The sequence below is a fragment of the Nocardia sp. NPDC004573 genome, from assembly GCF_053602135.1.
In genome coordinates this window covers 126585-149094 of sequence record NZ_JBSGDA010000010.1, presented here as the reverse complement: position 1 = coordinate 149094, position 22510 = coordinate 126585, and the positions used below count along the sequence as shown (strand labels likewise).

General features: G+C 70.1%; 21 protein-coding genes. 5 read left to right on the top strand and 16 right to left on the bottom strand.

The window, feature by feature from the left end:
• Position 1: 1 nt before the first annotated feature.
• Positions 2-589 carry a hypothetical protein gene (locus ACWEKR_RS18335; protein WP_452355455.1) on the bottom strand — a complete coding sequence of 196 codons (588 nt, stop codon included), beginning with the start codon at positions 587-589 and terminating at the stop codon, positions 2-4.
• Positions 590-801: 212 nt separating this feature from the next.
• On the bottom strand, positions 802-1170 hold the full coding sequence (locus ACWEKR_RS18330) for a hypothetical protein (RefSeq protein ID WP_452355454.1): 369 nt from the start codon (positions 1168-1170) through the stop codon (positions 802-804).
• Positions 1171-1304: 134 nt separating this feature from the next.
• Here ACWEKR_RS18330 and ACWEKR_RS18325 point away from each other — a divergent pair, with 134 nt between their 5' ends.
• The 3 genes from ACWEKR_RS18325 to ACWEKR_RS18315 are packed head-to-tail and all read left to right on the top strand — an operon-like array spanning position 1305 to position 4543.
• Entirely contained in the window at positions 1305-1760 is a 456-nt protein-coding gene (locus ACWEKR_RS18325; RefSeq protein ID WP_452355453.1) for a hypothetical protein, read from the top strand.
• 39 nt (positions 1761-1799) lie between these two features.
• Positions 1800-2987, top strand: coding sequence for a hypothetical protein (locus ACWEKR_RS18320; protein ID WP_452355452.1), 1188 nt, complete (start codon positions 1800-1802; stop codon positions 2985-2987).
• Positions 2984-4543 (top strand): phytoene desaturase family protein, encoded by a 1560-nt coding sequence (locus ACWEKR_RS18315; RefSeq protein ID WP_452355451.1) that lies wholly within the window; start codon positions 2984-2986, stop codon positions 4541-4543. Before ACWEKR_RS18320 ends, ACWEKR_RS18315 begins: the two co-directional genes overlap by 4 nt.
• Here the strand turns inward: ACWEKR_RS18315 and ACWEKR_RS18310 are convergent.
• From ACWEKR_RS18310 to ACWEKR_RS18290, 5 genes are all read right to left on the bottom strand, one after another.
• The gene (locus ACWEKR_RS18310) at positions 4531-5517 is read right to left on the bottom strand and encodes a zinc-binding dehydrogenase (protein ID WP_452355450.1); all 987 of its coding nucleotides are present in this window, start codon (positions 5515-5517) and stop codon (positions 4531-4533) included. The genes ACWEKR_RS18315 and ACWEKR_RS18310 overlap by 13 nt on opposite strands.
• Before the next feature lie 16 nt (positions 5518-5533).
• Complete coding sequence (locus ACWEKR_RS18305; RefSeq protein ID WP_159839932.1) at positions 5534-5956, bottom strand: organic hydroperoxide resistance protein; 423 nt, start codon at positions 5954-5956, stop codon at positions 5534-5536.
• A gap of 2 nt (positions 5957-5958) precedes the next feature.
• A complete protein-coding gene (locus ACWEKR_RS18300) occupies positions 5959-6405 on the bottom strand; it encodes a MarR family winged helix-turn-helix transcriptional regulator (protein ID WP_452355449.1) in 447 nt (148 codons plus the stop codon).
• A gap of 114 nt (positions 6406-6519) precedes the next feature.
• Positions 6520-7569: a PQQ-dependent sugar dehydrogenase gene (locus ACWEKR_RS18295; RefSeq protein WP_452355552.1), complete on the bottom strand. Its 1050-nt coding sequence runs from the start codon at positions 7567-7569 to the stop codon at positions 6520-6522.
• Between the two features lie 173 nt (positions 7570-7742).
• Complete coding sequence (locus ACWEKR_RS18290; RefSeq protein ID WP_452355448.1) at positions 7743-8633, bottom strand: dienelactone hydrolase family protein; 891 nt, start codon at positions 8631-8633, stop codon at positions 7743-7745.
• A 215-nt stretch (positions 8634-8848) separates the two neighbouring features.
• Between ACWEKR_RS18290 and ACWEKR_RS18285 the strand changes: the two genes are divergently transcribed.
• A complete protein-coding gene (locus ACWEKR_RS18285; protein ID WP_452355447.1) occupies positions 8849-10852 on the top strand; it encodes a CocE/NonD family hydrolase in 2004 nt (667 codons plus the stop codon).
• A 40-nt stretch (positions 10853-10892) separates the two neighbouring features.
• Here ACWEKR_RS18285 and ACWEKR_RS18280 read toward each other — a convergent pair whose 3' ends face one another.
• On the bottom strand, positions 10893-11813 hold the full coding sequence (locus ACWEKR_RS18280; protein WP_452355446.1) for an LLM class F420-dependent oxidoreductase: 921 nt from the start codon (positions 11811-11813) through the stop codon (positions 10893-10895).
• Between the two features lie 29 nt (positions 11814-11842).
• A complete protein-coding gene (locus tag ACWEKR_RS18275; RefSeq protein ID WP_452355445.1) occupies positions 11843-13078 on the bottom strand; it encodes a PucR family transcriptional regulator in 1236 nt (411 codons plus the stop codon).
• Between the two features lie 308 nt (positions 13079-13386).
• On the opposite strand from ACWEKR_RS18275, the gene ACWEKR_RS18270 reads away from it, so the two are divergent.
• Positions 13387-13860 (top strand): gluconokinase, encoded by a 474-nt coding sequence (locus tag ACWEKR_RS18270; protein ID WP_452355551.1) that lies wholly within the window; start codon positions 13387-13389, stop codon positions 13858-13860.
• A gap of 22 nt (positions 13861-13882) precedes the next feature.
• On the opposite strand, the gene ACWEKR_RS18265 is transcribed toward ACWEKR_RS18270, so the two are convergent.
• The 7 genes from ACWEKR_RS18265 to ACWEKR_RS18235 form a co-directional block, all read right to left on the bottom strand.
• The gene (locus ACWEKR_RS18265) at positions 13883-14758 is read right to left on the bottom strand and encodes a DUF5995 family protein (RefSeq protein WP_452355444.1); all 876 of its coding nucleotides are present in this window, start codon (positions 14756-14758) and stop codon (positions 13883-13885) included.
• 83 nt (positions 14759-14841) lie between these two features.
• Positions 14842-15636: a M50 family metallopeptidase gene (locus ACWEKR_RS18260; protein WP_195089859.1), complete on the bottom strand. Its 795-nt coding sequence runs from the start codon at positions 15634-15636 to the stop codon at positions 14842-14844.
• An 85-nt stretch (positions 15637-15721) separates the two neighbouring features.
• Entirely contained in the window at positions 15722-17392 is a 1671-nt protein-coding gene (locus tag ACWEKR_RS18255; RefSeq protein ID WP_452355443.1) for a protein kinase domain-containing protein, read from the bottom strand.
• 86 nt (positions 17393-17478) lie between these two features.
• Positions 17479-18369 carry a bile acid:sodium symporter family protein gene (locus ACWEKR_RS18250; RefSeq protein WP_452355442.1) on the bottom strand — a complete coding sequence of 297 codons (891 nt, stop codon included), beginning with the start codon at positions 18367-18369 and terminating at the stop codon, positions 17479-17481.
• Positions 18370-18454: 85 nt separating this feature from the next.
• A complete protein-coding gene (locus ACWEKR_RS18245; RefSeq protein WP_452355441.1) occupies positions 18455-19504 on the bottom strand; it encodes a Gfo/Idh/MocA family oxidoreductase in 1050 nt (349 codons plus the stop codon).
• Between the two features lie 597 nt (positions 19505-20101).
• Entirely contained in the window at positions 20102-20773 is a 672-nt protein-coding gene (locus tag ACWEKR_RS18240) for a response regulator (RefSeq protein WP_452355440.1), read from the bottom strand.
• Positions 20755-22443, bottom strand: coding sequence for an ATP-binding protein (locus tag ACWEKR_RS18235; protein ID WP_452355439.1), 1689 nt, complete (start codon positions 22441-22443; stop codon positions 20755-20757). The genes ACWEKR_RS18240 and ACWEKR_RS18235 overlap by 19 nt, the downstream gene beginning before the upstream one ends.
• Positions 22444-22510: the final 67 nt, after the last annotated feature.

The window sequence follows — 22510 nt, the reverse complement described above, 5'->3', positions numbered from 1 at the left end:
GTCATCCTCCGATTGCCGGTTCGTGCGTGCTCGAGCTTTCGAAGACGATCCGCGACAGCGCCAGCCGCCACGCCGACCTGAGCGCGCCGATGTCCTTCTCGGAGAGAACATTCCGGTCGATCGTCCAGTGCGCGGTCATCTCCGGTACTCGGCTGTTCATCGTCACACTCAGGTCGATGACGGGGGTGGGTTCTTTCGCGCGGCCGCCCCTGCTCGCCGCATTCCATCCGCGCTCGTGTGGCATCTGCTTGTGCAGGAACGCGAACGACACCGGGGGCTCGGGCAACGCTCGCAGGATCGGACCCGTCGCCGTATCCGCATCCCGCAATCGCCGGTACCGAGCGCCCGCGGCTGGAACCTCGTCGAGTTGGCGGTCGACCTCGTCGATCACCGAGCGGACCGCATGCAGGCGACCTCGGAAGGCCGCGGCGACATCCAGACCTTCCAAGACCAGGTTTGCCGGAAACGTGGTGACATCGCCGAACCGAGTGGCCGAATCGGCGGTGCGGAGGTCGTCCGCAGTCGGGATGTTCAGCACGATGGATGCCTCCGCGGGTCCTTCGGCCCCACGGTCGGGACGAACTCGCACGATCGCCATCGTCAACGCCGTCAACGGTGCGCGCCACCCAGGCGTGTTCTGGTCACGAGGCGACCAGGCGAACGTATCGACGTACTCGGCCGGGTCCGGCACGGATGATCGGACCAACCATGCCGGGTTGCACAAGGCGTGCTGCAGCAATATCGCTGCCCAGTAAGCCGGTTCGTCGCGAGGGGCAGGTTCCTCGGCTCGATCTGCCCTGTTCACGAAGATTTCCTTACGATGACGCGAACCACGTGAGGCATGACCGCGCTGACCCACGGATCATCATCGAGCAACACGAACGACGACGTATAGCCCCGGGCATGCAAGGACCGAACCAGTTCCTCCTGCCGCACGGCTGCCGTCGGCGGATCGCCACGAGTTCCGCGTACGTCGGCGGGGAGTTCGGGCACCGGGGCAGGACGGTGGTCCGGTTCGTCATGATAGAGCGCCTGTCGGCACCTGGTCGCGGTGACGATCCCGTCCTCGACCGCATGCGCGAGGTCGACCCCGCACCCATAGGCCAGGGTGATCCCGTCGACGAGGACGGCAACCACCGGTGCGCCGAGAACCTCGGTGAGGGCGAACAACTGCACCGACACACGCATCGCCGCCAGCGCCGACAGACAGTAACTGCCGAGCGCGCCGACGAATACCGCAGCATCGATCTCCGGGAACCGTACCCGGCTCGACCTCGCACCGTCGAGAGGGTGATCGAACGACAATGATCGAGCAGCCCCGCCAGGACCGCGTCATCGAGGCTGTCACCGTAGGCGGTGCCGACCGGCGGCCCATACTTGGCTTCCGCTCCTGCTATCCCGAAAGCAGTGACCGCGCTCATCGCGACTGGCGCGTGATGATCGAGGCTGTAGCCGAATACGGATCCGTCGCGTGGAGCCACGAGTGCCGCGTATGTTCGCAGCGCGGCACGCGCCGCGGACAGTCGCGCCGAGACGGTGTCTTTGCCGACCCCGAAGGCCCGGATCGCGGTGCTGATTTCGCCGGCCGGGTCGGCAACCACCGTTTCGGCGACGCGGAGCGGCAGTTGCGCGTGTGGTCCCTCGCTGACCGTGCTGATGACGCCCACGCGGTCATCCGTGATTTCGACAGCGCGGCGAGCGAAGTCCTCGTCCTGCAACGCAGCCGTCGACCGCACGGTTGCCAGACGCCGCAGAAATGACTCCGGATCAGGTGGTCGCGGCGTTCGCCGGAGTGGAAGGTGACGGTGTGTGGTCGTTTCCAATGTTTCGGTATCGATGCGCGCCAGCCGCCGACCGGTACTGCCGTCATCGATCGTGGTCGTGCACCGGATCAGAGTTCGGGCCAGATAGGCAGCAACCGCCGCAAGGGGAGCGGCCGCGTAATCAGCCTGCGGAGCTGCCGAGTCGACGGCATCCAAGCGCGGACGCACTGCGGTGAAGGTGACGCCCGGCGGCGCGATCCACACGGACGACTGCCCGAGCGCCGCCAGCACCAGGGTCGCGTCTTTGCGCAGGCACCACTGCTCGACCGCGGCGATGCGATCGGCATCGGTGATCGCCAGGCACGCGACCGCGTGGCACGCCGGGAAATCGACCGTGTCCAGCGCGGCGGGGTCGATGCACGTCGTCTCGATATCCGAGTCCCGAAGAGCCGCGGCGGCTGCCTCGGCCTGCGGGCCGACGCCGATGACGACTGTCGGCGCGGCCCGCAGCACAGCGAGCGCGGCCGCAGGGGCCGCTACGGAGTAGCCGACGAGATCGACTTCCGGGTCGTCATCCGTGTGCGGGTCGTCGGCGGAGCTCTGCTGGACCACGCCGAGGTCGACCAACATGGATATCAGCTTCTCCGCGAAACGTCGATGCTGCTGCGGGAACGGCTGAGTGACATCACGCAGGGTGTTGTGCCCGTCCAGCAGTGGGGCGAGAAGGGCCATCCACCCCTCGGCATCGGGAACGGTTCTGGTGACGAATCCGCGGTGCGACAGAACCGCGAGCCGGTCATCGGCAGTCGTGTAGAAGGCGTTCCTCCGAAGCCGCAACACCGGTTCGTCGGCGTTTTTTCGAGACCGGCGATTCACCGCATCCGCCGCCGGCGCGCGCACATCGACTTGCCCCGGCCGAGCATGGTCGGTAACCAACTGAGTACCCCCCAGAATCAAGACTCCCCTTGCGGCATAAGCTATCACGCCTTGCCGACATGGCAGCCCGAAATTCTGATCCGCGAGGTCAGGCCCACCGTCGATGTTCCGCCGACCGGTTACCCGTGCGCGCCGGCCGGATGCCGGAAGCGGCCATCGGCGGCCAGGGTGGAGGTCGCGTCATCCGATCGCCGTCGCCACGGCTGTGATCGGTTCGGAGTTTTCCTCGCCCTTGTCGGCGGCGTCGCTGTCCATCCGGTGCCGATTCGTGCTATCGAGAACGGATGACGCCGGCGCGCTCCTCCTACGATGTCGTGATCGTCGGCGGCGGGCACAACGGTTTGGTGGCCGCCGCGTATCTGGCGCGGGCCGGGCGGTCGGTGCTGGTGCTCGAGCGGCAGCCGCAGGTCGGTGGCGCGGCGGTGTCCGAGCGGGTGTTCGCGGGCGTCGACGCCCGGCTGTCGCGGTACTCGTATCTGGTGAGCCTGTTGCCGCGGTCGATCGTGACGGATCTGGGCTTACGGTTCCAGACGCGGCGGCGGGCGGTCTCGTCCTACACACCGGTCGGAGAAGACGGTTTGCTGGTCTCGTCGGCGCCCGCGCAGACGGAGGCGAGTTTCGCGCGGTTGACCGGCTCGGACAGGGAATACCTGGCATGGCGGCGGTTCTACGCGTCCACCGGGCAGCTGGCCCGGCGGGTCTTCCCGACGCTGACCCTGCCGCTGCCGTCGAAAGAGGCGTTGCGGCACATCGTGGACGACGCGGCCACTTGGGAGGCGCTGTTCGAGCGGCCGCTCGGCGAGACGATCGAGTCGACCTTCGCCGACGACACGGTGCGCGGCGTGGTGCTCACCGATGCGCTGATCGGCACATTCACCCACGCGCACGATCCGTCGCTGCGGCAGAATCGCTGCTTCCTGTATCACGTGATCGGCGGCGGGACCGGCGACTGGGACGTGCCGATCGGCGGCATGGGCGCGCTCACCGGCGCACTGGCCGAGGCCGCGCGTGCGGCAGGAGCGGAGATCGTCACCGGGTGCGAGGTCACGAGCGTCGAAACCGACGGCGAGACAGCGCAAGTCGGTCACGTAGACGGCAAGGTCGGAGCGCGGCATGTGCTGGCGAACGTGGCGCCGTATACCCTCGCCGGGTTGCTCGGCGAGGCCCCGCCGCAGAAGCCCGAGGGCGCGCAGGTGAAGATCAATATGCTGCTGCGCCGCCTCCCACGATTGCGCGACGCCCGAGTGGATCCTCGGGAAGCGTTCGCCGGGACTTTCCACATCGGCGAGTCGTATGCCCAGCTCGACCGAGCCTACGGCGAGGCCGCGATCGGCCGGATACCGTCCGCGCCGCCGGCCGAAATCTATTGCCACACTCTGACCGATCCCACCATCCTGGCACCGGATCTGGCCGCTCGGGGCGCGCATACCCTCACCCTGTTCGGACTGCACGCCCGCGCGAAGCTTTTCGCCGCCGACCATGCTTCGGTCAAAGCCGAGTTCGTGCACGCCACGCTGGCGCAACTCGATTCGGTTCTGGCCGAGCCGATCGCCGACTGCTTGGCGAAAGACGAGGACGGCGCGCCCTGCCTGGAGGCGAAGACACCGATCGAACTCGAGCGCGAGGTCGGCCTGCCCGGCGGACACATCTTCCACCGGGATCTGGCCTTCCCTTACCTCCCGGAGGACGCCGATCCGGCCGACCCCGCCGCCCGGTGGGGCGTGGCGACCGGCCACCGCAATGTGTTCCTGTGCGGTGCGGGCGCCATCCGGGGCGGCGGCGTCAGCGGCATTCCCGGGCACAACGCCGCGATGGCCGTGCTCGCCGCTGGTCAGGCGGGCTGAGCGCGCAGCGCGATCTTGGCGGCGCGACCCGGCGTCTCGGTGGCGACAGCGGCGTCGGCCGCGGCCTCCAGCGGGTAGGCGGCTTCGATGTCGAGCCGTAGCTCGCCGCGGGCCGCGAGATCGATCAGTTCGCCGATGAGCCGTCCGCGCTGGTCGGCGCCGATCTCCTCGATCCGCTTGGCGCCCCAGAAGCCCTTCACCACGGCTTGGCCGAAGATGAGACTGCCCGGGTCGAGCGACAGCGGCTTACCCGAGAGCGCGCCGAAGGAGATCAGCTGCCCGCCCGGCGCGAGCAACGCCAACTCGTCGGCCGCGGCGCGCCCGCCCACCTGATCGACCGCCCGGACGATGGGCGCACCCGATGTGGCGGCTTCGACCTGCTCGCGCCAGCCCTCGCTCTCGGTGTCGAGCACCGGCTCGTAGCCGAGTTCGCGCAGTGCCGCCACGGAGCCGGGGCCGCGAACCAGATTCAGCACGTGCAGCCCGCGCTGTCGCGCGAAGACGTTCACCAATCTGCCGACCGCACCGTTGGCGGCATTGATCGCCAGCCACTCGCCGGGTCGCAGCCCGAGGTCGTCGATGAGCATCAGCGCGCTCAACGGCATGGCCAGCAACTGGGCCGCGGTCTCGTCGGGGACCGTGTCGGGCAGTGGGACGACCTGGCGGGCCGGGACCACGAAATACTCGGCCCACACGTTGATCGCACCGGATACCGTCACGCGCCGTCCGACCGACATCTCGGTGACTCCGGGACCTACCGCGTCGACCCGCGCGACCGCTTCGCTGCCCGGGATGGCGGGCAACTCGGGCCGGTAGCCGTACACGCCGCGCACGATGGCCAGATCGTGGTTGTGGATCGGCGACAGGATCAGCGCGAGCCGCACCTCGCCGGGTCCCGGCTCCGGGATCGGGCGGTCGGCGATGGCCAGCACGTCCTTCGGTTCACCGAATCGTTCGATGACTACGGCACGCATATCCGCTCCTTCTCGATCAGTCGTCGGCGACAAGGACCTGGACGTCGATGTTGCCGCGGGTCGCGTTGGAATACGGGCACACCTGGTGTGCTTTGTCGGCGAGCGCCTGTGCGTCCTCCCTGGAGAGATGGGGGAGCGACACCTCCAGGGTAACCGCAAGGCCGAAGCCGCCCGCGCCGTTCGGCCCGATGCCGACCTTCGCGCCGACCGCGGAGTCGTCGATGTTCGCCTTGGCCTGCTTGCCGACCAGACGCAGCGCCGAATGGAAGCACGCCGCGTAGCCGGCCGCGAACAGTTGCTCGGGGTTGGTGCCCTCGCCGTTGCCGCCCATCTCCTTGGGCGCCGACAGGTCGACGTCGATCTTGCCGTCGGTGGTGCGCGCGTGGCCGTTGCGTCCGTCGCCGCTGGCCAGGGCCTCGGCGGTGTAGAGGATCTGCATGTCTACTCTCCTTCGTTCAGCTGGGACTTCAGTGCGTCGGTCAGTCGGTGCAGGATGCCGCGCAATGCGGTGACGTCGTCCATGGACAGGCCGCTGGCCTCGGCCATCTGGGCCGGGATGTCGCCCGCATCGGCGCGCAGGGCGCGGCCGCGGTCGGTGAGCCGGATGTCGACGCGGCGTTCGTCGGCCGCCGACCGCCGCCGCTCGAGCAGGCCCGCCGCCTCCAACCGCTTGAGCAGCGGGGAAAGCGTGCCGGAATCCAGATCGAGCGCCTGGCAGACGTCGCCGACGCTGCGTTCGTCGCGTTCCCACAGCGCCAGCATCACCAGGTACTGCGGGTAGGTGAGCCCGAGCCGTTCCAGCTTCGGGCGGTAGACCGCGGTCATCGCCCGGGACGCCGCGTAGAGCGGGAAGCAGAGCTGCTCGTCGAGGGTGAGGTGATCGGTCATGAGCAATAACATAGTGGGCAATTCTATTGTGCACAACGTATAAGATTCGTCGCGCTCGTCACAGTGCGAGAGGCGGCGATGCCGACCTGCCGCACGAGGGCGGCCGGGCCGGGCTCAGTGAGCCGGGAAACGGAGGACGCGGTCGTCGCCGCCGCGGGGGTCGCCGCGACCGTCGGTGTTGGAGGTGGTGAGCCATAATGCCCCATCCGGCGCGACCTCCACGGTGCGCAAGCGCCCGTACCGGTCCCGCAATTCGGCGCGGGGCGCGCCCATGCGGCCGTCCATGAGCGGCACGGTCCACAGCCGCTCGCCTCGCAGCGCGGCGACATACAGGGTGTCCCCGGCGATGGCGATGCCCGACGGTGAGGCTTCCGCGGTGGTCCAGGTCAGCAGCGGATCGGTGAATCCGCGGTCGGCGCCGCCCGCGCCCTCGACGTCGGGCCAGCCGTAGTTGCGGCCGGGTTCGATCAGATTGATCTCGTCGAACCGGTTCTGCCCGAACTCCGCCGCGAACAGGCGCCCGGCCCGATCCCACGCCAGCCCCTGGACGTTGCGGTGGCCGAGACTGTAGACCGGTGAGCCGGGGGACGGATTGCCCGCAGCCGCCCGGCCTTCCGGGGTCAACCGGAGGATCTTTCCGTTGAGGCTCACCGGATCCTGCGATCGCCCGGATTCCCCGGCGTCGCCGGTTCCGGCGTACAGCATGCCGTCCGGCCCGAAGGCGATCCGTCCGCCGTTGTGGTTGCCTGCCTCGGCGATGCCGGCGACCAGCACCTCCGGTGGACCGTCGAGCCGGAATCGGACGATGCGATTGTCCGTCTCGGAAGTGAAATAGGCGTAGACATAACGGCTTTCGGCGTAGTCCGGCGCGACGGCGAGCCCGAGCAGTCCGCCTTCGCCCCGCGCGGCGACGCCCGGCACCTGATACACCTGTTCCGGCGCACCGCCCGCACCGACTCGCAGAATCCGTCCGGAGTCGCGCTCGGCGATCAGCGCCGTGCCGTCGGGCAGGAAGGCCAGCCCCCACGGCACGTCGAGGTCCTCGGCGAGGTCCTCGGCGGCGTCGAGGTCGGGCCGGCCGGCGGGATTGCTCGGTGCGACCGTGCCCGCCACCGGAGGTGCGCTACTCGGCCCGGTCGAGTTGTCGGCTCCGCAGGCTGTCATCACCGCCGCGAGCAGGAACGCCGCGAGCGCTGCGGACGAGTGATGACTGTGCGACCGGATCCGTCCCGCGGCTCGACCTCGCCTGCGCGCGCTTGGAACGGCCGATCGGGATCGCCGGCCGGAGCCCCGGAAAAACGTCCGGATCCCGTTGCGATGGCCCGATTCGGTCGGCATCATCCGAGATACGTTCCGTACCAGTCCAGTACGCGACGCCACGCCTCGGCGGCCGCCGTCGCGTTGTACCGCTGACCGGTGTCGTTGAAGAAGGCGTGGTCCGCATCGGGAGCGGTGAAAATCTGATGCGGAGCGCCCGAGCGGGCCAGCGCCGCTTCCGCGGCGGGCCGTGAGGCGTTCACCCGGGCGTCGTTCGCCGCGTAGATGGCGAGCACCGCGGCTTTCGACGCGGACAGATCGCCGTTATCCGGGAACGGCCCGTAGAAGGGCGTCGCGGCGGCAGGCGGCGACGGACCGGAAGCCAAGAGCAGCCAGGTGAGGCCGCCGCCGAAACAGAAACCGGTGACGCCGAGTTTCTTTCCCGCCACGCGGCGTTGCAACTCGTCGAGCCCGGCGCGCAGATCTGCGACGAGTTGGTCCGGCGGAATGCGGCTCAGCTCCGCGGTCGCCGCGGCCGGATCGGTGAACGCGCCGGTGCCGCCGTGCGCGGACAGCAGGTCGACCGCGAGAGCGGAGTAGCCCGCGCCCGCGAAACGTCCCGCGACCGAACGGATGTGATCGGTGAGGCCCTTGTTCTCGTGCACGACCAGCACCCCGCCCCGTGGCTGCGGCGCCGCGGCCCACGCCGCTTGCAGCGGCGCCCCGCCGGGACCGTCGAAGGTGACGGCGGTGGTCGGAAGGGCGGCCGCGGCACCCGGGGGCGCCGTGGGCGACGGCGCGGAATCCGTGCTTTCGGTGCTCGTGTTCGCGCAAGCGGCCAGCAATGCAGCGGCGGCGGTGGCGCCGAGCCCGAGCAGCCCCAGCCTGCGCAGCGCCTCCCGCCGGGTGAGCAGGCCGTCGGCGTGATCTGCCGCGATCTCCTCGGCGATGTAGCGCTGCAGCGGCGTCATGAGCCCCACGATAAGCCGGATCGTCGGCGGGCGCGCGGCGTTCACCGTCTGCTCGCCCGCGACAAACCGGCCCGACCGCACCTCCCACGCCGTTCGCCACGAGATTGCTACGTTGGCGCTCAATCGGGCGATCGATGGTCGGTCCGCACACCGATCGAGGGAGCGAGATGGCAGCGGGGCGTGGCGTGAGACGAACGACGATCAGAGCGATCCGGATGACTACCTTGGTCGCGGTGCTGGCGGCGATGGGATTCGTGTCGGCGCCCGCGGCCGCGGAGCCGTCGGTGGACGCGCACAGCGTGCGGTGGACCGCGTTGCACGACGGTCCCCAGCCGTATGCCGACGTGCACATCGACTGGGACGTCCCGATCCGGATGAGCGATGGCGTCGTCCTGAAGGCCAACGTCTACCGGCCGGTGAAGCAGGGCGGCGAGGTGGAGCAGCAGCCGCTGCCGACCGTCGTGAACCTCACGCCCTACACCAAGCTCATGACCAATCTCATCGATACGGCGCTCGCGGTGCCCGGCTTGCAGCCCTTGACGGTGCGCCTGGTCAACCGCGTGAATCTGACCCGCACGCCGGTCAGCGGTTTCGGTGATCTGCTGCACGCGGTCGACGGCGGCACCGTGCAGACCGTGCTCGGGCTCGATCGCAACCTGATCCGTGCCGGCTACACGCAGGTCATCGCCGACGTCCGCGGCACCGGTTTCTCCCAGGGCGCCTGGGACACCCTCGGCGAGCGGGAACAACTCGACACCCGCGAGGTGATCGAGTGGGCGGCCGCGCAGCCGTGGTCCAACGGCCGGATCGGCATGAGCGGCGGCTCGTATTCGGGTATCAACCAGTTGCGCGCGGCCGAGAACGCCCCGGCGCCGCTGCAGGCGATCTTCCCGGTGGAACCGGGCAGCGATCTCATGCGTGACGTCGTCGCGCCGGGCGGCGGCGTGGGGACGACGTTCCTTCCACTGTGGCTCAGCACGGTCAACCAACTGAAGCTGATTCCGGACGTGCAGTCGATGTTGCAGGGCACCTTCGACTGGTCGTGGCTGCAGGAACGGATGTCCGATCCGGCCAGCAATGTCGATCTGCTGGCCCAGGCGCTGCTCACGCCCTCGCTCGACCACGTACCGCCCGCGCTGGCCGACGCGTTGGACGAGGACAGCTATTTCCGGCGCGGCATCGAAGGTCATCCGGAACGCATCACCGTCCCCACCTTCGTCTACGGCGGCTGGCACGACATCTTCGCCAACAGCGCGACCAAGCTGTACAACGCGATCCCGCTGCCCGCGGGCCGCAAGCAGTTGATCGTCGGCGACACCTACCACGCGAATCCCGGTGCGGGAACAGGAATTCCGGGCGCGCCGCCGCGGCTGGACGTGTTGCAGCGCGTGTGGTTCGACAAGTGGTTGAAGGACGTCGATCACGGTTTGGGCGATTTCGGCCCGATCACGGTGTGGGAGCAGGGCGGCGGCTGGATCACTCTCGGGCAGTTCCCGCAGCAGGACCTCAACCATCGCCGCGTGTATCTGTCGGCCGAACCGAGCGGCACCGCCGGAAAGGCCGTGTACGACGGGTCGCTGACGATGAGCGTCCCCGACGAGCGGCAGACCTTGACCGTGGCCCCCGGCCTCGCGGCGGCGTGTTCCCGCGACACCGCGCAGGGGTCGGCCGGGATGGCCGCGGTGGTGGACGTGTGCGCGAAGGACTCGCGCATCGCCGAGCGCAACGCCCTGACCTTCACCAGTGCCCCGATGACCGAGTCCACGGTCATCTCGGGGCCGGTGAACGTGCACCTGAACACGGTGCACGACGCCACCGACGGCTACTGGAGCGTCACGATGAACGACGTCGCTCCCGACGGGTCCTCGAAGGTGCTGACCACCGGACAGCTGACCGCGTCGCTGCGCGCCGTCGACGAGCAGAAGAGCAGCCGTACCCCGGCCGGCGATCTGACCGAACCGTTCAATCCGCTCACCCTGGACAGTGTGCGGCCGGTCGTGCCCGGGGAGCCGGTGGCGCTGGACATCGCGGTCATTCCCACCCAGGCGGTGCTGCGACCCGGCCACCGGCTGCGGATCGATGTCTTCGCGGGCAACTCGCCGAAGGCGCTGGCCTTCCGGCCCATGCTCAACAACACCCAACTGAAGCCGCAGCACCTGGAGCTGGATCCGTCGGCGCCGAGCTTCGTCATCGTGCCGACCAACCGCCCGCTGGGCTGATCCCCGGCGTGGGTCGCCCGGACAGGCGACCCACACGAGCTCACAGTTGCGACTGCACCTGCGCGGAGATCAGCTCGAGATGCGCGAGATCGCTCAGATCCAGCACCTGCAAGTAGACGCGGCCGGTGCCGATCTCGGCGTACCGGCCGATCTTGTCCACCACCTCTGCGGGCGAACCGGCCAGGCCGTTGGCCTTCAGCTCGTCCACTTCGCGTCCGATCGCCGCGGCGCGGCGTGCCACCTCGGCGTCGTTCGCGCCGACACAGACCACCAGCGCGTTGGAGTAGACCAGGTCGTCGGCGGCGCGGCCATATGCCTCCGCGGCGGCGCGCACCCGGTCGAACTGCCGCACGCTGTCCTCGATCGAGGAGAACGGCATGTTGAACTCGCTCGCGTACTGCGCGGCCAGCCGCGGGGTGCGGGTGGCGCCCTGCCCGCCGATCAGCACCGGAATCGGGTCCTGCACCGGTTTCGGCAGCGCGGGGGAGTCGGTGAGCTGGTAGTGCTTGCCGTCGTAGCTGAAGGTGTCGCCGGGTTTGGTGGCCCACAGCCCGGTGATGACGGCCAGCTGTTCTTCCAGCCGGGCGAACTTGTCGGCGGGGAACGGGATGCCGTACGCGGCGTGCTCCTCGGCGAACCACCCGCTGCCAAGGCCGAATTCGACCCGGCCGCCGGACATCTGGTCCACCTGCGCCACCTGGATCGCCAGCGGGCCGGGCAGCCGGAAGGTGGCGGCGGTGACCAGGGTGCCCAGGCGGATCCGCTTGGTCTCCCTGGCCAGTCCGGCCAGGGTGATCCAGGCGTCGGTGGGGCCGGGCAGCCCGTCGGCGCCGCCCATGCTCAGGTAGTGGTCGGAGCGGAAGAACGCGTCGAAGCCCAAGTCCTCGGTGGCCTTGGCGACGGTGAGCAGGGTGTCGTAGCTCGCACCCTGCTGCGGCTCGGTGAAGATGCGTAGTTCCATGTCGATGACCCTAGCCGGTGGGCCGGACCTCACGCGCGGTGCGGAGATCGTCGCTCATCCGGCGGCGCTTCGGGCTCCGGCCGCGTGTAGGTCCGCGCGATGAGCGCGGCCCGCAACCGGTAGAGCGCGTGCGGAGCGGCGGTGTCCAGGCCGGTGAGGCGGCCGATGCGCTTGAGTCGATGGTCGACGGTGTTCGGATGCAAGTACATCGCCCGGGAGGTGCGGCGGCGGTTGAAGTCGTTGCGGATGTGCTCGCGCAAGGTGTCGAACAGTTCGGGATGGCCGTCGAGCGGGTCGAGCAGGGCGGCCAGCCGGTCGCGGCCCGGCCCCGGCCGGGTGAGCTGGTATTCGAGAGCCAGATCCGCGAACCGGTACAGGCCCGGCGGGCTCTGCAAGCGCCGGACCATGTCGAGCAGTTCGTGCGCCTGGTCGGCCGCGCCGGGGATACGGTCGGGATCGGAGGCCAGGGCGGTCACCGTGAGCGGCGCGGTCACCGCCGCGGCCAGCGCGGCGACCAAGCCGTCGAGCTCCTCCTCGGCGACCAGCGACGCCGGCACCAGGATGGTCCCGCCGATCGCGCTGAGCACCGCGGGCACGTGCCTGCCGCAGTGCACGGCGAGGCAGATCTGCATGCGCTGCCGGATACTGTGCCCGTCTCCGGGGCGGCGGCCGGGAGGATGTTCCGCACCGGGCCGTTCGACCGCCACGGCGAGCACGGTGTAGCGGTCGGCGAGCGGAATGCCGTACTCCCGGTAGACCTTGGCGTGGTGGTGGCCTCTGAGCAGCGCGACCGCGACGCCGTGCCCAGCCGCCTGATCGACGGCGGGCGCGGCGGACAAGTAGGCCAGCGATACCGTCGCGGTGACGGCGTGCAGTGCGTCGAAGAGTCTGCGTATGTCGTCGGGCGGCGGAGCCTGCGTGCGCCGCAGGTGCTCGTCGAGATAGAGGCGGAAGCCCTCGTGCACGAGATGCTGCACGGTGTCCAGGCGAACCCCGACGCCGGCCCACCGGGCGGCGGCCTCGAAGATGCGGACCGTGCGGGCGGGTCGCCCGGGGTCGACGGACGCGACGAGATCGAGGCAGTGCGCGACGGTGGCACGGATCTCCTCCCCCAGCAGATTCCCGCGCTCGACGTGCCGCCGGGGAATGATGCCGAGCAGGTGGCGCACGATGTGCTCGGTGGCAGGGACGAGTTCGCCAGAGGCGGTGGAGGCGCTGGGTGTGGGTGGCATGCCGCTGCTCAGATCCCGCTCCCGGCCGCCCATCCGGCGAGCGTGCGGTCGCGGTCCGGATGTCGGAGCAGGTCCGTGTCTTGCATCGTCGCAAACATTCGGTACTTCCGTCCAGTCGTCCGCGCTGTCTCGAAAATTTCGGCGGCAGAACGTATTTCATGTCCCGCGAAATCGCACGGTCTCGGCATTCGAAATCTATCGGGCGGTGGCGGCGATCGTCACTGCACGGGTGGACGAAGTGGCTGCGCGTAGGTTGTTGCCGGGCACAAGTCCGCGCGCACAACTGATCCGCCACCGTACGGGAAGAGGTTCGAGTGCACGAAGTAACGGTGATCGTCGTGATGGGCGTCTCGGGTTCGGGAAAGACGACGGTCGGCACCGCCTTGGCCGAGGCGCTCGGGGTCGAGTACGCCGAGGGCGACGATTTCCACTCGCCCGCGAACGTCGCGAAGATGGCGGCGGGGATTCCGTTGGACGACGCCGACCGGGAACCCTGGCTCGACGCCCTGGCAGCGTGGCTGGCCGAGCGATCAGGACGGGGCGGCGTCGTCGCCTGCTCCGCGCTCAAACGGGTCTATCGCGACCGGCTGCGCGCGTCCGCTCCCCACGTGTTCTTCCTGCATCTGGACGTGCCTCCCGGAGAGCTCCGGCGTCGCGTGGCCGCGCGCCGAGGGCATTTCATGCCGCCGGGCCTGCTCGCTTCACAGCTGGCCACCCTGGAGCCGCTGGATCCCGACGAGTACGGCCGCACCGTCGATGCGACACGCCAGCCCCAGGAGGTGATCCGGCATGCCGTGGCGGCGCTGCACAGGTGACCCTGCGTTCGGTAGATGTTCGCTAGAGCGCGCCGACGTCCGAAAGGGCTTGGAAAGCCGGATCGAGTCCGCGCCAGAGCGCATCGATCTCGGCGGCGACGGCGGGCGCCGCGGCCGGATCCTGCAGCCCCAAGCCGTTCGCGAAGATGACGACATTGGCGCCCGCGTCGGCCAGCCGGAGCAATGGACCGGTCGCCACGCCGCGGCCCAGCAACAGGTCCAAGCCCTCGCCGACGAAATAGAAGCGCCACAGCGGCCCGAGGTCACCGCCGTAGACGGCTTTGGTCCCCTCGACGATCAGCGCGCCGTGCCGGGCGATCGCGTCGACGATGCGGTAATAGTCGCGCGCGTTGGCGGTGGTGCTGCCTACCGCGGCGACCGAATAGGACAGGTCGACGGTCAGATGCGCGTTGTATCCGGCCATCGCGACGCGCGCGGGGGACAGATTGCAACGGCGGGTCAGTGCGAAGTAGTGGGCCCAGTGCGGGTCGACGGAAGCCCCGGTGAATTCGGCGTGCACCGTGTGCAGGAAGCGCGAGAGCAGCTCGAGACTGATCCGGTGCGCCCAGTCCGGGTCGTCGAACGACGCGGGGTCGCGTTGCAGCGGTAGGACGGCGGCTTGCTCGACCGCGTCGAGGCCGAGGGCGAACACACCGCGCAGGTCACGGTGCGCGACCAGGATCTGGGTGATCCGCCGGTGCCGCTCGACTGCCTGTTCGAACTGTGCCCGCGCGGAGCCGGTCAGCGTCCCGGTGTCGGACAGGCCCGTGATCGTGGCCGTTTCTGCCGGAGTCAGCGGTGTGCCGCAAGCCGTGCCGACCGGTGCGGCGAACGCGATGGGGCAGAGTGCTATTGCGGCGAGTAGCGCTGTGACGGCCGACGTCAGCGCCGAAAACACATGTCGGGCAGAGGTAGTCGATGTCCGCGCGAAGATGCTCGCCGTGCCGGCTGCGAAGGTCCTCGATCGCGATCTGGTGTCGGTCATCGTGCCTCGAAGCAGGAGCCGGAGGGCGCGCCCGGCAGGCAGACCTCGGCGATGGCGGAGACGAGCAGCCACGCGCCGAGCAGCAGCGAACCCACCGCGACGGCGCCGAACACGAATACCCAGAGCAGGCCGGGCAGCCGGGTGAGCCGGGCGAGCTGATCGGCGTCGGAATCGACCTCGTCATAGCGGGCACGTTGCTGCCGGGAACGGCTGCGCTGCAGTTCGAGTACCGGACGAGCCCCGGCGAACAGCAGGAACCAGGCCCCCAGATACGCGAAACCCGCTTGTAGCGTGTCCGTGCCGAACCAGGAGACGACGAAGACCACCGCTCCCAGCCCCAGTACGGTGATGCCGCCGTAGACATTCCTGATCTTGATCAACAGCGCGGCGAGCAGGGCGATCGCGGTCCACAGCATCAGCGTGATCCGGCTCGCGCCCAGCAGCGCGGCGAAACCGAGCCCGAGCAGCGGCGGGGCCGGATAGCCGGCCATCGTGGTGAGAATCATCCCGAGCCCGTACGGTTTTCCGCTCGACACCGTGAGACCCGAGGTGTCCGAGTGCAAGCGGATGCTGTTGAGCTTCCGGCCGGTCAGCAACGCGACCAGGGCGTGCCCGCCTTCGTGCGCGATGGTGACGATATTGCGGGTCAGCCGCCAGATCGGGGTGTAACCCACCAGCGCGAGCGCCACCACGGCGGCCGCCACCACCAGCCACCACGGCGGTTGCGCTTGCGTCGTCGTCAGACGATCGGCGATGGAGGCGCCGCGCTCGAAGAATTCCGCTCTGTCCACCGCCGCACCTTAACCGCCCGCCGTCGCCCGCGCTCGGGCGTACGTTCCCGTGCACGGCACCCGGCGCGACGGTGGCGGGCGGCCCTCAGCTCTTGTGCAGGACCCCCTCGATGTTGCCGAGAATGCCGGAAAGGCTGTAGGCCAGCGAGCCGTCCGGTTGCAATCTGACCGTCGACGTGGAGCCGTTGTCGAAGCAGGTGGGCGAGCCGCCGGAGAGGCGCGCGACGAAGGACAGCTCGGTCTCTGTCGCGCCGGTGAGCGTCTCCGTGCGCTCACAGCGCTCGCCCTTCAGTTTGCCGGTGTTCGACGACTGCGCGACTTCTTCGCCGACCGTGCCGTCTCTGATGGTCAGCACGATGTCGAAGGACGCGAGCACGTCACGGGCCACGCCTTTCCACTCGCCGATGAACGCCTTCGGAATACTTGTGCCGGAGGGACTGCTGGTGGTCGTATTCGCGTCACCGGCCTGCGTGGCGGTAGTCGTCGTCGAAGGAGCGCTGTCGGTTCGGGTGGTCTGGGCGACCGAACGGTTCGAATCGTCGTTCCGTAGCTGTACGCCGACCACGAAGGCCGCTACGGCGACGGCGGCGCAGACGACCAGCGCGCCCGCGATGGGCAGGGCGCGGCCAGGGCGGCGCGGCGGAGGTGCAGCGGCGACCGCGCCGAAGCGGGGCGAACTGTGATGCGCGGGCGGGTAGGTCTCATGTGCCATGAACGGGGGAGACGCCTGCGGCGAGCCGAGGTACTGCATCTGGGTGGGCACCGATCGCCCCGGGTCGCTGTAGGTGTTCGGATGCGCGGCGGGGACGACCATCGTATCGGCGGTGCGGGCCGAATCGGCCGGTGCGGACCGGGGCACGTGGTCGAACGCGCCGGAATCCAGGTTCAGCAGCTCCACCGCGCGGCGGCTGACCTCCTCGAGCACCGGGGCGGGCAGCCAACCGCCACGCTCGGGGATGCCCAGAGCGGTGAGCTGGGTGAGCAGCTGGTCGGGGGTCGGCCGTGCGGCGGCGTCCTTGGCCAGGCAGGCCGCCACCAGCGGTCGCAGCCGTTCGGGCACGTCGTCGAGCTGCGGCTCCTCGTACATCACCCGCCACAGGATCTGCATCGTCTCGCCCACGCCGAACGGTCCGTGGCCCGTCGCGGCGAACACGAGGACGCCGCCGAGGGCGAAGACGTCCGCCTGCGGGCCCACCGGATCGCCGGTCACCTGCTCCGGGCACATGAACCCCGGGGAGCCGATGACTTTCCCGGTGGTGGTGAGCTTGCTGTCGTCGGCGGCGCGGGCGATGCCGAAATCGATCACCTTCGGGCCGTCCAGCGCCAGCAGGACATTGGACGGTTTGAGGTCGCGATGCACCACCCCGGCCCGGTGGACCGCGGTCACCGCCTCGATCAGTCCGTGCGCCAGCACGAGCAGCGCGCTCTCGGTGAGCGGCCCGTACCGGTCGACCGCGTCGGACAGCGCGAATCCGGCCACGTACCCGGTGGCCAGCCACGGCGGATCGGCATCCACGTCGGCGTCGAGAACCGGCGCGGTGAACTGTCCGCCGACCCGGCGCGCCGCGGCGACCTCGCGCCGGAAGCGCTGCCGGAACTCGGCATCGATCATGTCGGGCCGGATGACCTTGACCGCGACGGTGCGCCCGCCCGCGTTCCGGCCGAGGTAGACCCGGCCCATGCCGCCCGCACCGAGCACGCCGAGCAGACGGTAGTCCCCGATCCGGGCCGGATCGTTCGTGCCGAGCGGTTGCATCGCGCAGCTGGCTCCCTTCGAATCAGGTGGAACCTCGGAGAGGCTACTCATCGGCCGCGGCTCTGTCCGCGCAGGTCGCTGCCCCGCTAACCCGCGATGCTCGGCTCGGCCTCGGGTTGCTCCCGCCGCACCCGCCTGGCCAGCAGATATGCCGCGATCGCCGCCGGGATGTTCATCAGGACCCCGTACACCGCGCCCGGCACGGCCATGGTCTCGTTGTCCAGCACCGAAGCGGCGACCGCGATCGCGAGCGCCGCGTTGTGCACGCCGATCTCCATGGCCGAGGCGATCGCCTGATCGGCTTCCACGCGCAACACTCGGGGCACGAAATAGCCGACCGCGAGGCTGATCACGGCGAAGGACAGGCAGATCGCGGACAGTTCGCCGATGTGCTCCGACAGCGTGTCCAGGTTCGAGCCGACCCCGGCCGCGACCACCAGCGCCAGCACTACCACGGAGAGGATCTTCACCGCGCCGCGCATCCGGCGCGACCACTCCGCGAACCGCCGGTGCACCACCATGCCGATCGCGACGGGCACGAGCACGATCGCGAATACCTGAGCGAATTTCTCCGGCCGCAATCCGACCGACACTGCACCGTCCAGAAACAAGGCGTACGACAGCGCCACCACCACGGGCATGGTGAATACGGCCAGCACCGAATTGATCGCGGTGAGCGTGATGTTCAACGCCACGTTGCCTCCGGCGATGTGACTGAACAGGTTCGCCGACGCTCCGCCCGGGGACGCGGCGAGCAGCAGCATGCCCGCGGCCAGCGCGCCTTCCAAGCCGAACAGATAGATCAGGCCGAGGCACAGCGCGGGAAGCACGACCATCTGGCAGGCCAGCGCGATCACCGCGGCTTTCGGATACCGCAGTACGCGGGCGAAATCGTCGGTGGTCAGGGTCAATCCGAGCCCGAACATCACCAAAGCCAGCGCCAGCGGCAGCAGTACCGCGAAAACCGTTGCACCCATTCGGGTCTCCTCTCCGCCGAGCGGCCGGACCGGCCGATCCCGCGCTCCGACGTTATCGAGTCGCGGGGGAGGTGGCCAACCCCGGTCAGGCGGCGACGGTCACACCGCGGGCCGCCGATTCTCGCGCCTTCGTCAGCAGGCGCAAGGTGGTGACGGCATCGCGCGGGTCGACCGGCACGGGCGCGCCGTCGAGCAGCGTCGCGGCCATCGCCGCGTAGAACTCGGGATACGCGCCGGGCAGGGTCGGAACGGGTGCGAAATCGGGTTCCGCGCCCAGCGTGCCCCAGCGGTCGGGATCGACGGTGCCCCAATCGGAATCGCCCGGACGGCGGCCGGACCGCAGCGCGTCCTCCTGCGGGTCCAGCCCGTAGGTGACGTACCCGGCTTCCGACCCGAGCACGCGGAAGCGCGGACCGAACTGCGGCGCGACGGCGCTCATCCACAGATGGGAGTGGACACCGCCGGTGTGGGTGAGCGCGACGAACGCGTCGTCGTCGGTGGTGATCCCCGCACGTCGCCGGTCCAGTTCGCAGTACACCGAGGCCACCGGGCCGAACAGGGTGACGGCTTGGTCCACCAGGTGGCTGCCGAGGTCCAGTAGGATCCCCGCGCCTTCCTCGTCGGTGCCGACCTCCCGCCAGCCGCCCTTCGGCACCGGACGCCACCGTTCGAACCGCGACTCGAAACGCCCTACCCGCCCGAGTCTCCCGGTCTCGATCAGGTCCCGTACGGTCCGGAAGTCGCCGTCCCAGCGGCGGTTCTGGAAGACCGTAAGCGCCAGCCCGGCGCGCTCCGCGCGACCGACGAGGTCCTCGGCGTCGTCCACCGTGACCGCGAACGGCTTGTCGACCACCACCGGCAGCCCGGCCGCCAATGCCTGGCGGGCCAACGGCGCGTGCGTGCGGTTCGGCGTCGCGACCACGACCAGGCCGATGCCGTCCGGCGCGGCGAACAGGTCCTCGGCTCGCGGCACCACGCGCACGCCGGGATGTTCGGCGCGCGCCTTGGCCGCGCGTTCTTCCGAAGAGGTGACCACGGCCGCGACCCGCATCCGAGGCTCGGCCGCGATCAGCGGAGCGTGGAAGACCGACCCGGCCAGGCCGTAACCGAGAACGGCCACCTCGACGATGCTCATGCCCCGACGCTACCGCCCCGGCGACTGCGGCAGGCATCGCCACGTTCGCAGTGGTCCGCGCTGAAACAGTCAGACCCCGGCGAGACCGCGTACCGCCGGGCGCAGGAGGGTCGGCCTGTGACGCCGGGCGCGGGCTCGTCACCCCGCCGGGACTGCACGCCGCTGGGCGTGGGTGGAGTAGCCCGCTGGGGGTGTGCATCGCTGGGCGTGGGTGGAGTAGCCCGCTGGGGTTGCGCATCGCCGGGTGCGGGAGGCGCAGCCGCGGGGCAGCATACCGGTCAGCACGATCGAAGGGGCTCCTTGCCAGGGCCGCATACTGCCGAGCGCGGCCCGGCGCGGCGCATACCGGCGGACGCGGAATAGCCTGCCTGTCGGGATCGCACGCCGCCGAGCGCGGCATAGTCGGCTCACCGAGGTCGCATACCGGCGAGCTCGGTCGGAGGCGTCAGCTCGCCAAGTCGGCGTACCCTCGGCGCGCGGAAGGGGCGGCCCGGCAGTATGCGGCGGAAGGGGCAGCGCGGGCTGGTCGCATACCGGCGAGTGCGGAGGGGCAGTGCGCCGGGCCGCATACCGCCGAGTGCGGTCGGCGCCGCCTGATCAGCGTTGCGGCCCGGCGGAGTACTCCTGTTCCGGCCGTCCGGTGGTGCCGTAGCGCAGCCTCATGCGCACCGTACCGCTCGCCACGAGCCCGGCCAGGTAGCGCTGGGCGGTGGCCCGCGAGACACCGATGGCGCCCGCCACCTCACCCGCGGACAGGGGTGCACCCGCGTCGACGATCGCTTGCAGGACAGCCTCTTTGGTCGGGGAGGACACCGTCGCCGCCGGGCTCGCGGTGACCGCGGGACGCAGCGCGTGCAGCGCCGCGGACACCCGGGCGTTGTCGACCTGCGGCACCGCGAGAATGCGCCGGTAGCGGGCATAGGCGGCCAGCCGGGCGGCCAATTCGGTGTGCGGGAACGGTTTGACGAGATAGGCCAGGGCACCCGCCGCGACGGCGGCTCGCACGGCGTCGCTCTCCGTCGACGCGGTGAGCATCATCGCGTCGCAGTGGATCTCGCGGACGAAGTCGATGCCGGATCCATCCGGAAGGTAGACGTCCACCAGCGCCAAGTCGATCGGCGCCGCCGCGACGAGCTCCCGCGCGGCCGCGAGGGTGTTGGCGGTACCCGCCACCGTGAAACCCGGAATGGCCTGCACGATTCCGGCGTGCAGGTTCGCCACCCGGAAGTCGTCGTCGACGACCAGGACGGTCAGGGCCGGCGTGACCACGACACCTCGCTTTCCATGAGCACCCCCGGGATGCGGGCGATGAACTCCGCGCCGGTGAGCGGCGGCCGGCCGCCGCCGGGATTCGACAGGCGCACATCGCCGCCATGGGCGCGGGCGATCTGGCGGATCAAGGCCAAGCCGACCCCGCGCCCGCCGGGGACGCCGCGATCGTCGCGGGTCGAGACCCCTTCGGCGAACAAGGTGTCCACCAAGTCGGGGGCGACGCCGTCGCCGCTGTCGGCGACGGTGATGTGCAGTGTCGAATCCTCCTGCACCAGTTCGACTTCCACCTGCCGCACCGGCCGGTCCCGGTCGCGGACGGCCTCCATGGCGTTGTCCAGCAGGTTGCCGAGCACGGTGGTCACGTCCACCGGATCGGCGAGGTCACCCTCGACCCAGGTGTTGGGCCCGAGCACGAGTTCGACCCCGTTCTCCCTGGCGTGCGCGGCCTTGGCGGCCAGGAAGGCTTGCAGGTACGGGTCGTGAATGGCGTCGATGCCCGGCGTCGCCGGACCGAGCGGGCCCGCCCCGACCAGCTCGTCGACCGAGCGCGCCGCCTCCTCGACGCGCCCGCTGTGCAGCAGTCCGCTGACCAGGTGCATCTTGTTGGAGAACTCGTGGCGCTGCGCGCGCAGCACCGTGCTCATCGACTGCACCGCGTCCAGCTGCCGGGTCAGCGATTCCACGTCGGTGCGGTCGCGCACCGTGAGCACCGCGCCGAGATCGTGCCCGTCGCGGCTGACCCGGCGCGCCGAGACGATGACGATATTCGCGCCGACCGTCGCCGAGGCGGGCGGCTGGTCGGGTTCGCGCAATACTTCCAGCACCCGGGGCGTCAGGCCGATCTCGTCCACCGGGCGACCGATGTCCGGGGCGATGCCGAGCAGCCGGCGCGCCTCGTCGTTGACGAACGTCGTGCGCCCCGAGGCATCGACGGCGAGCACGCCGCCGCCGATGCCGTGCAGCACCGCCGCCTGGCCGCGCACCAGCTCGGCCAGTTCGTCCGGTTCCAGCCCCAGCGTCAGCCCGCGCCACCGGCGGGCGAGCAGGACCGATCCGGCGATGCCGACCGCGAGCGCCACCGCGACCAGCCCGCCCGCGGTGCGCAGATCGCCGAGCAGTTGCTCGTGCACCGCGTCGGTGGCGATGCCGACGCTCACCGCGCCGACCACACGATCGGCGTCGGGCGCGAGCACGGGCACTTTCGCGCGCACCGAGTCGCCGAGCGTGCCGCGTTCCTCGGTGATCGATTCGCGTCCCGCCAGCGCCTCGGACGGATCGGTGCTGACGTGCTCGGCGAGCCGTCCGGCGTCCGGGTGCGCGAGGCGGATGCCCGCGTCGTCGGTGATCACGACGAACAGCGCGCCGTTGCGCTGTGTCGCGTCGACCGCGAGCCGTTCCAGGGGACCCGCGGCGAGGTCGCGGCGCACGCCGGGATCGTCGGCGACCGCGCCCGGCGCGTACCTGGCCACCTCGGCGCGCACCACCGGGTCGGCCGCGACGGTGCGCGCGACGGCCAGCGCCCGCTGGCCGTAGGCGTCGCGCAGCCGCTGGTCGCTGAGGTAGCCGAACACCGCGAACGCCACACCGAGCGTCAGCGCGACGACCAGGATCTGCGACAGCAGAACCTGGGTTCGCAACCGCACGGCCCGCGCGCCCTCAGTGGCCATGGCCGCAGCATAGGCGCAGACCACCGCGCACGGTGCATGAGCAGAATGCGCAAAACCTGCGAATCCC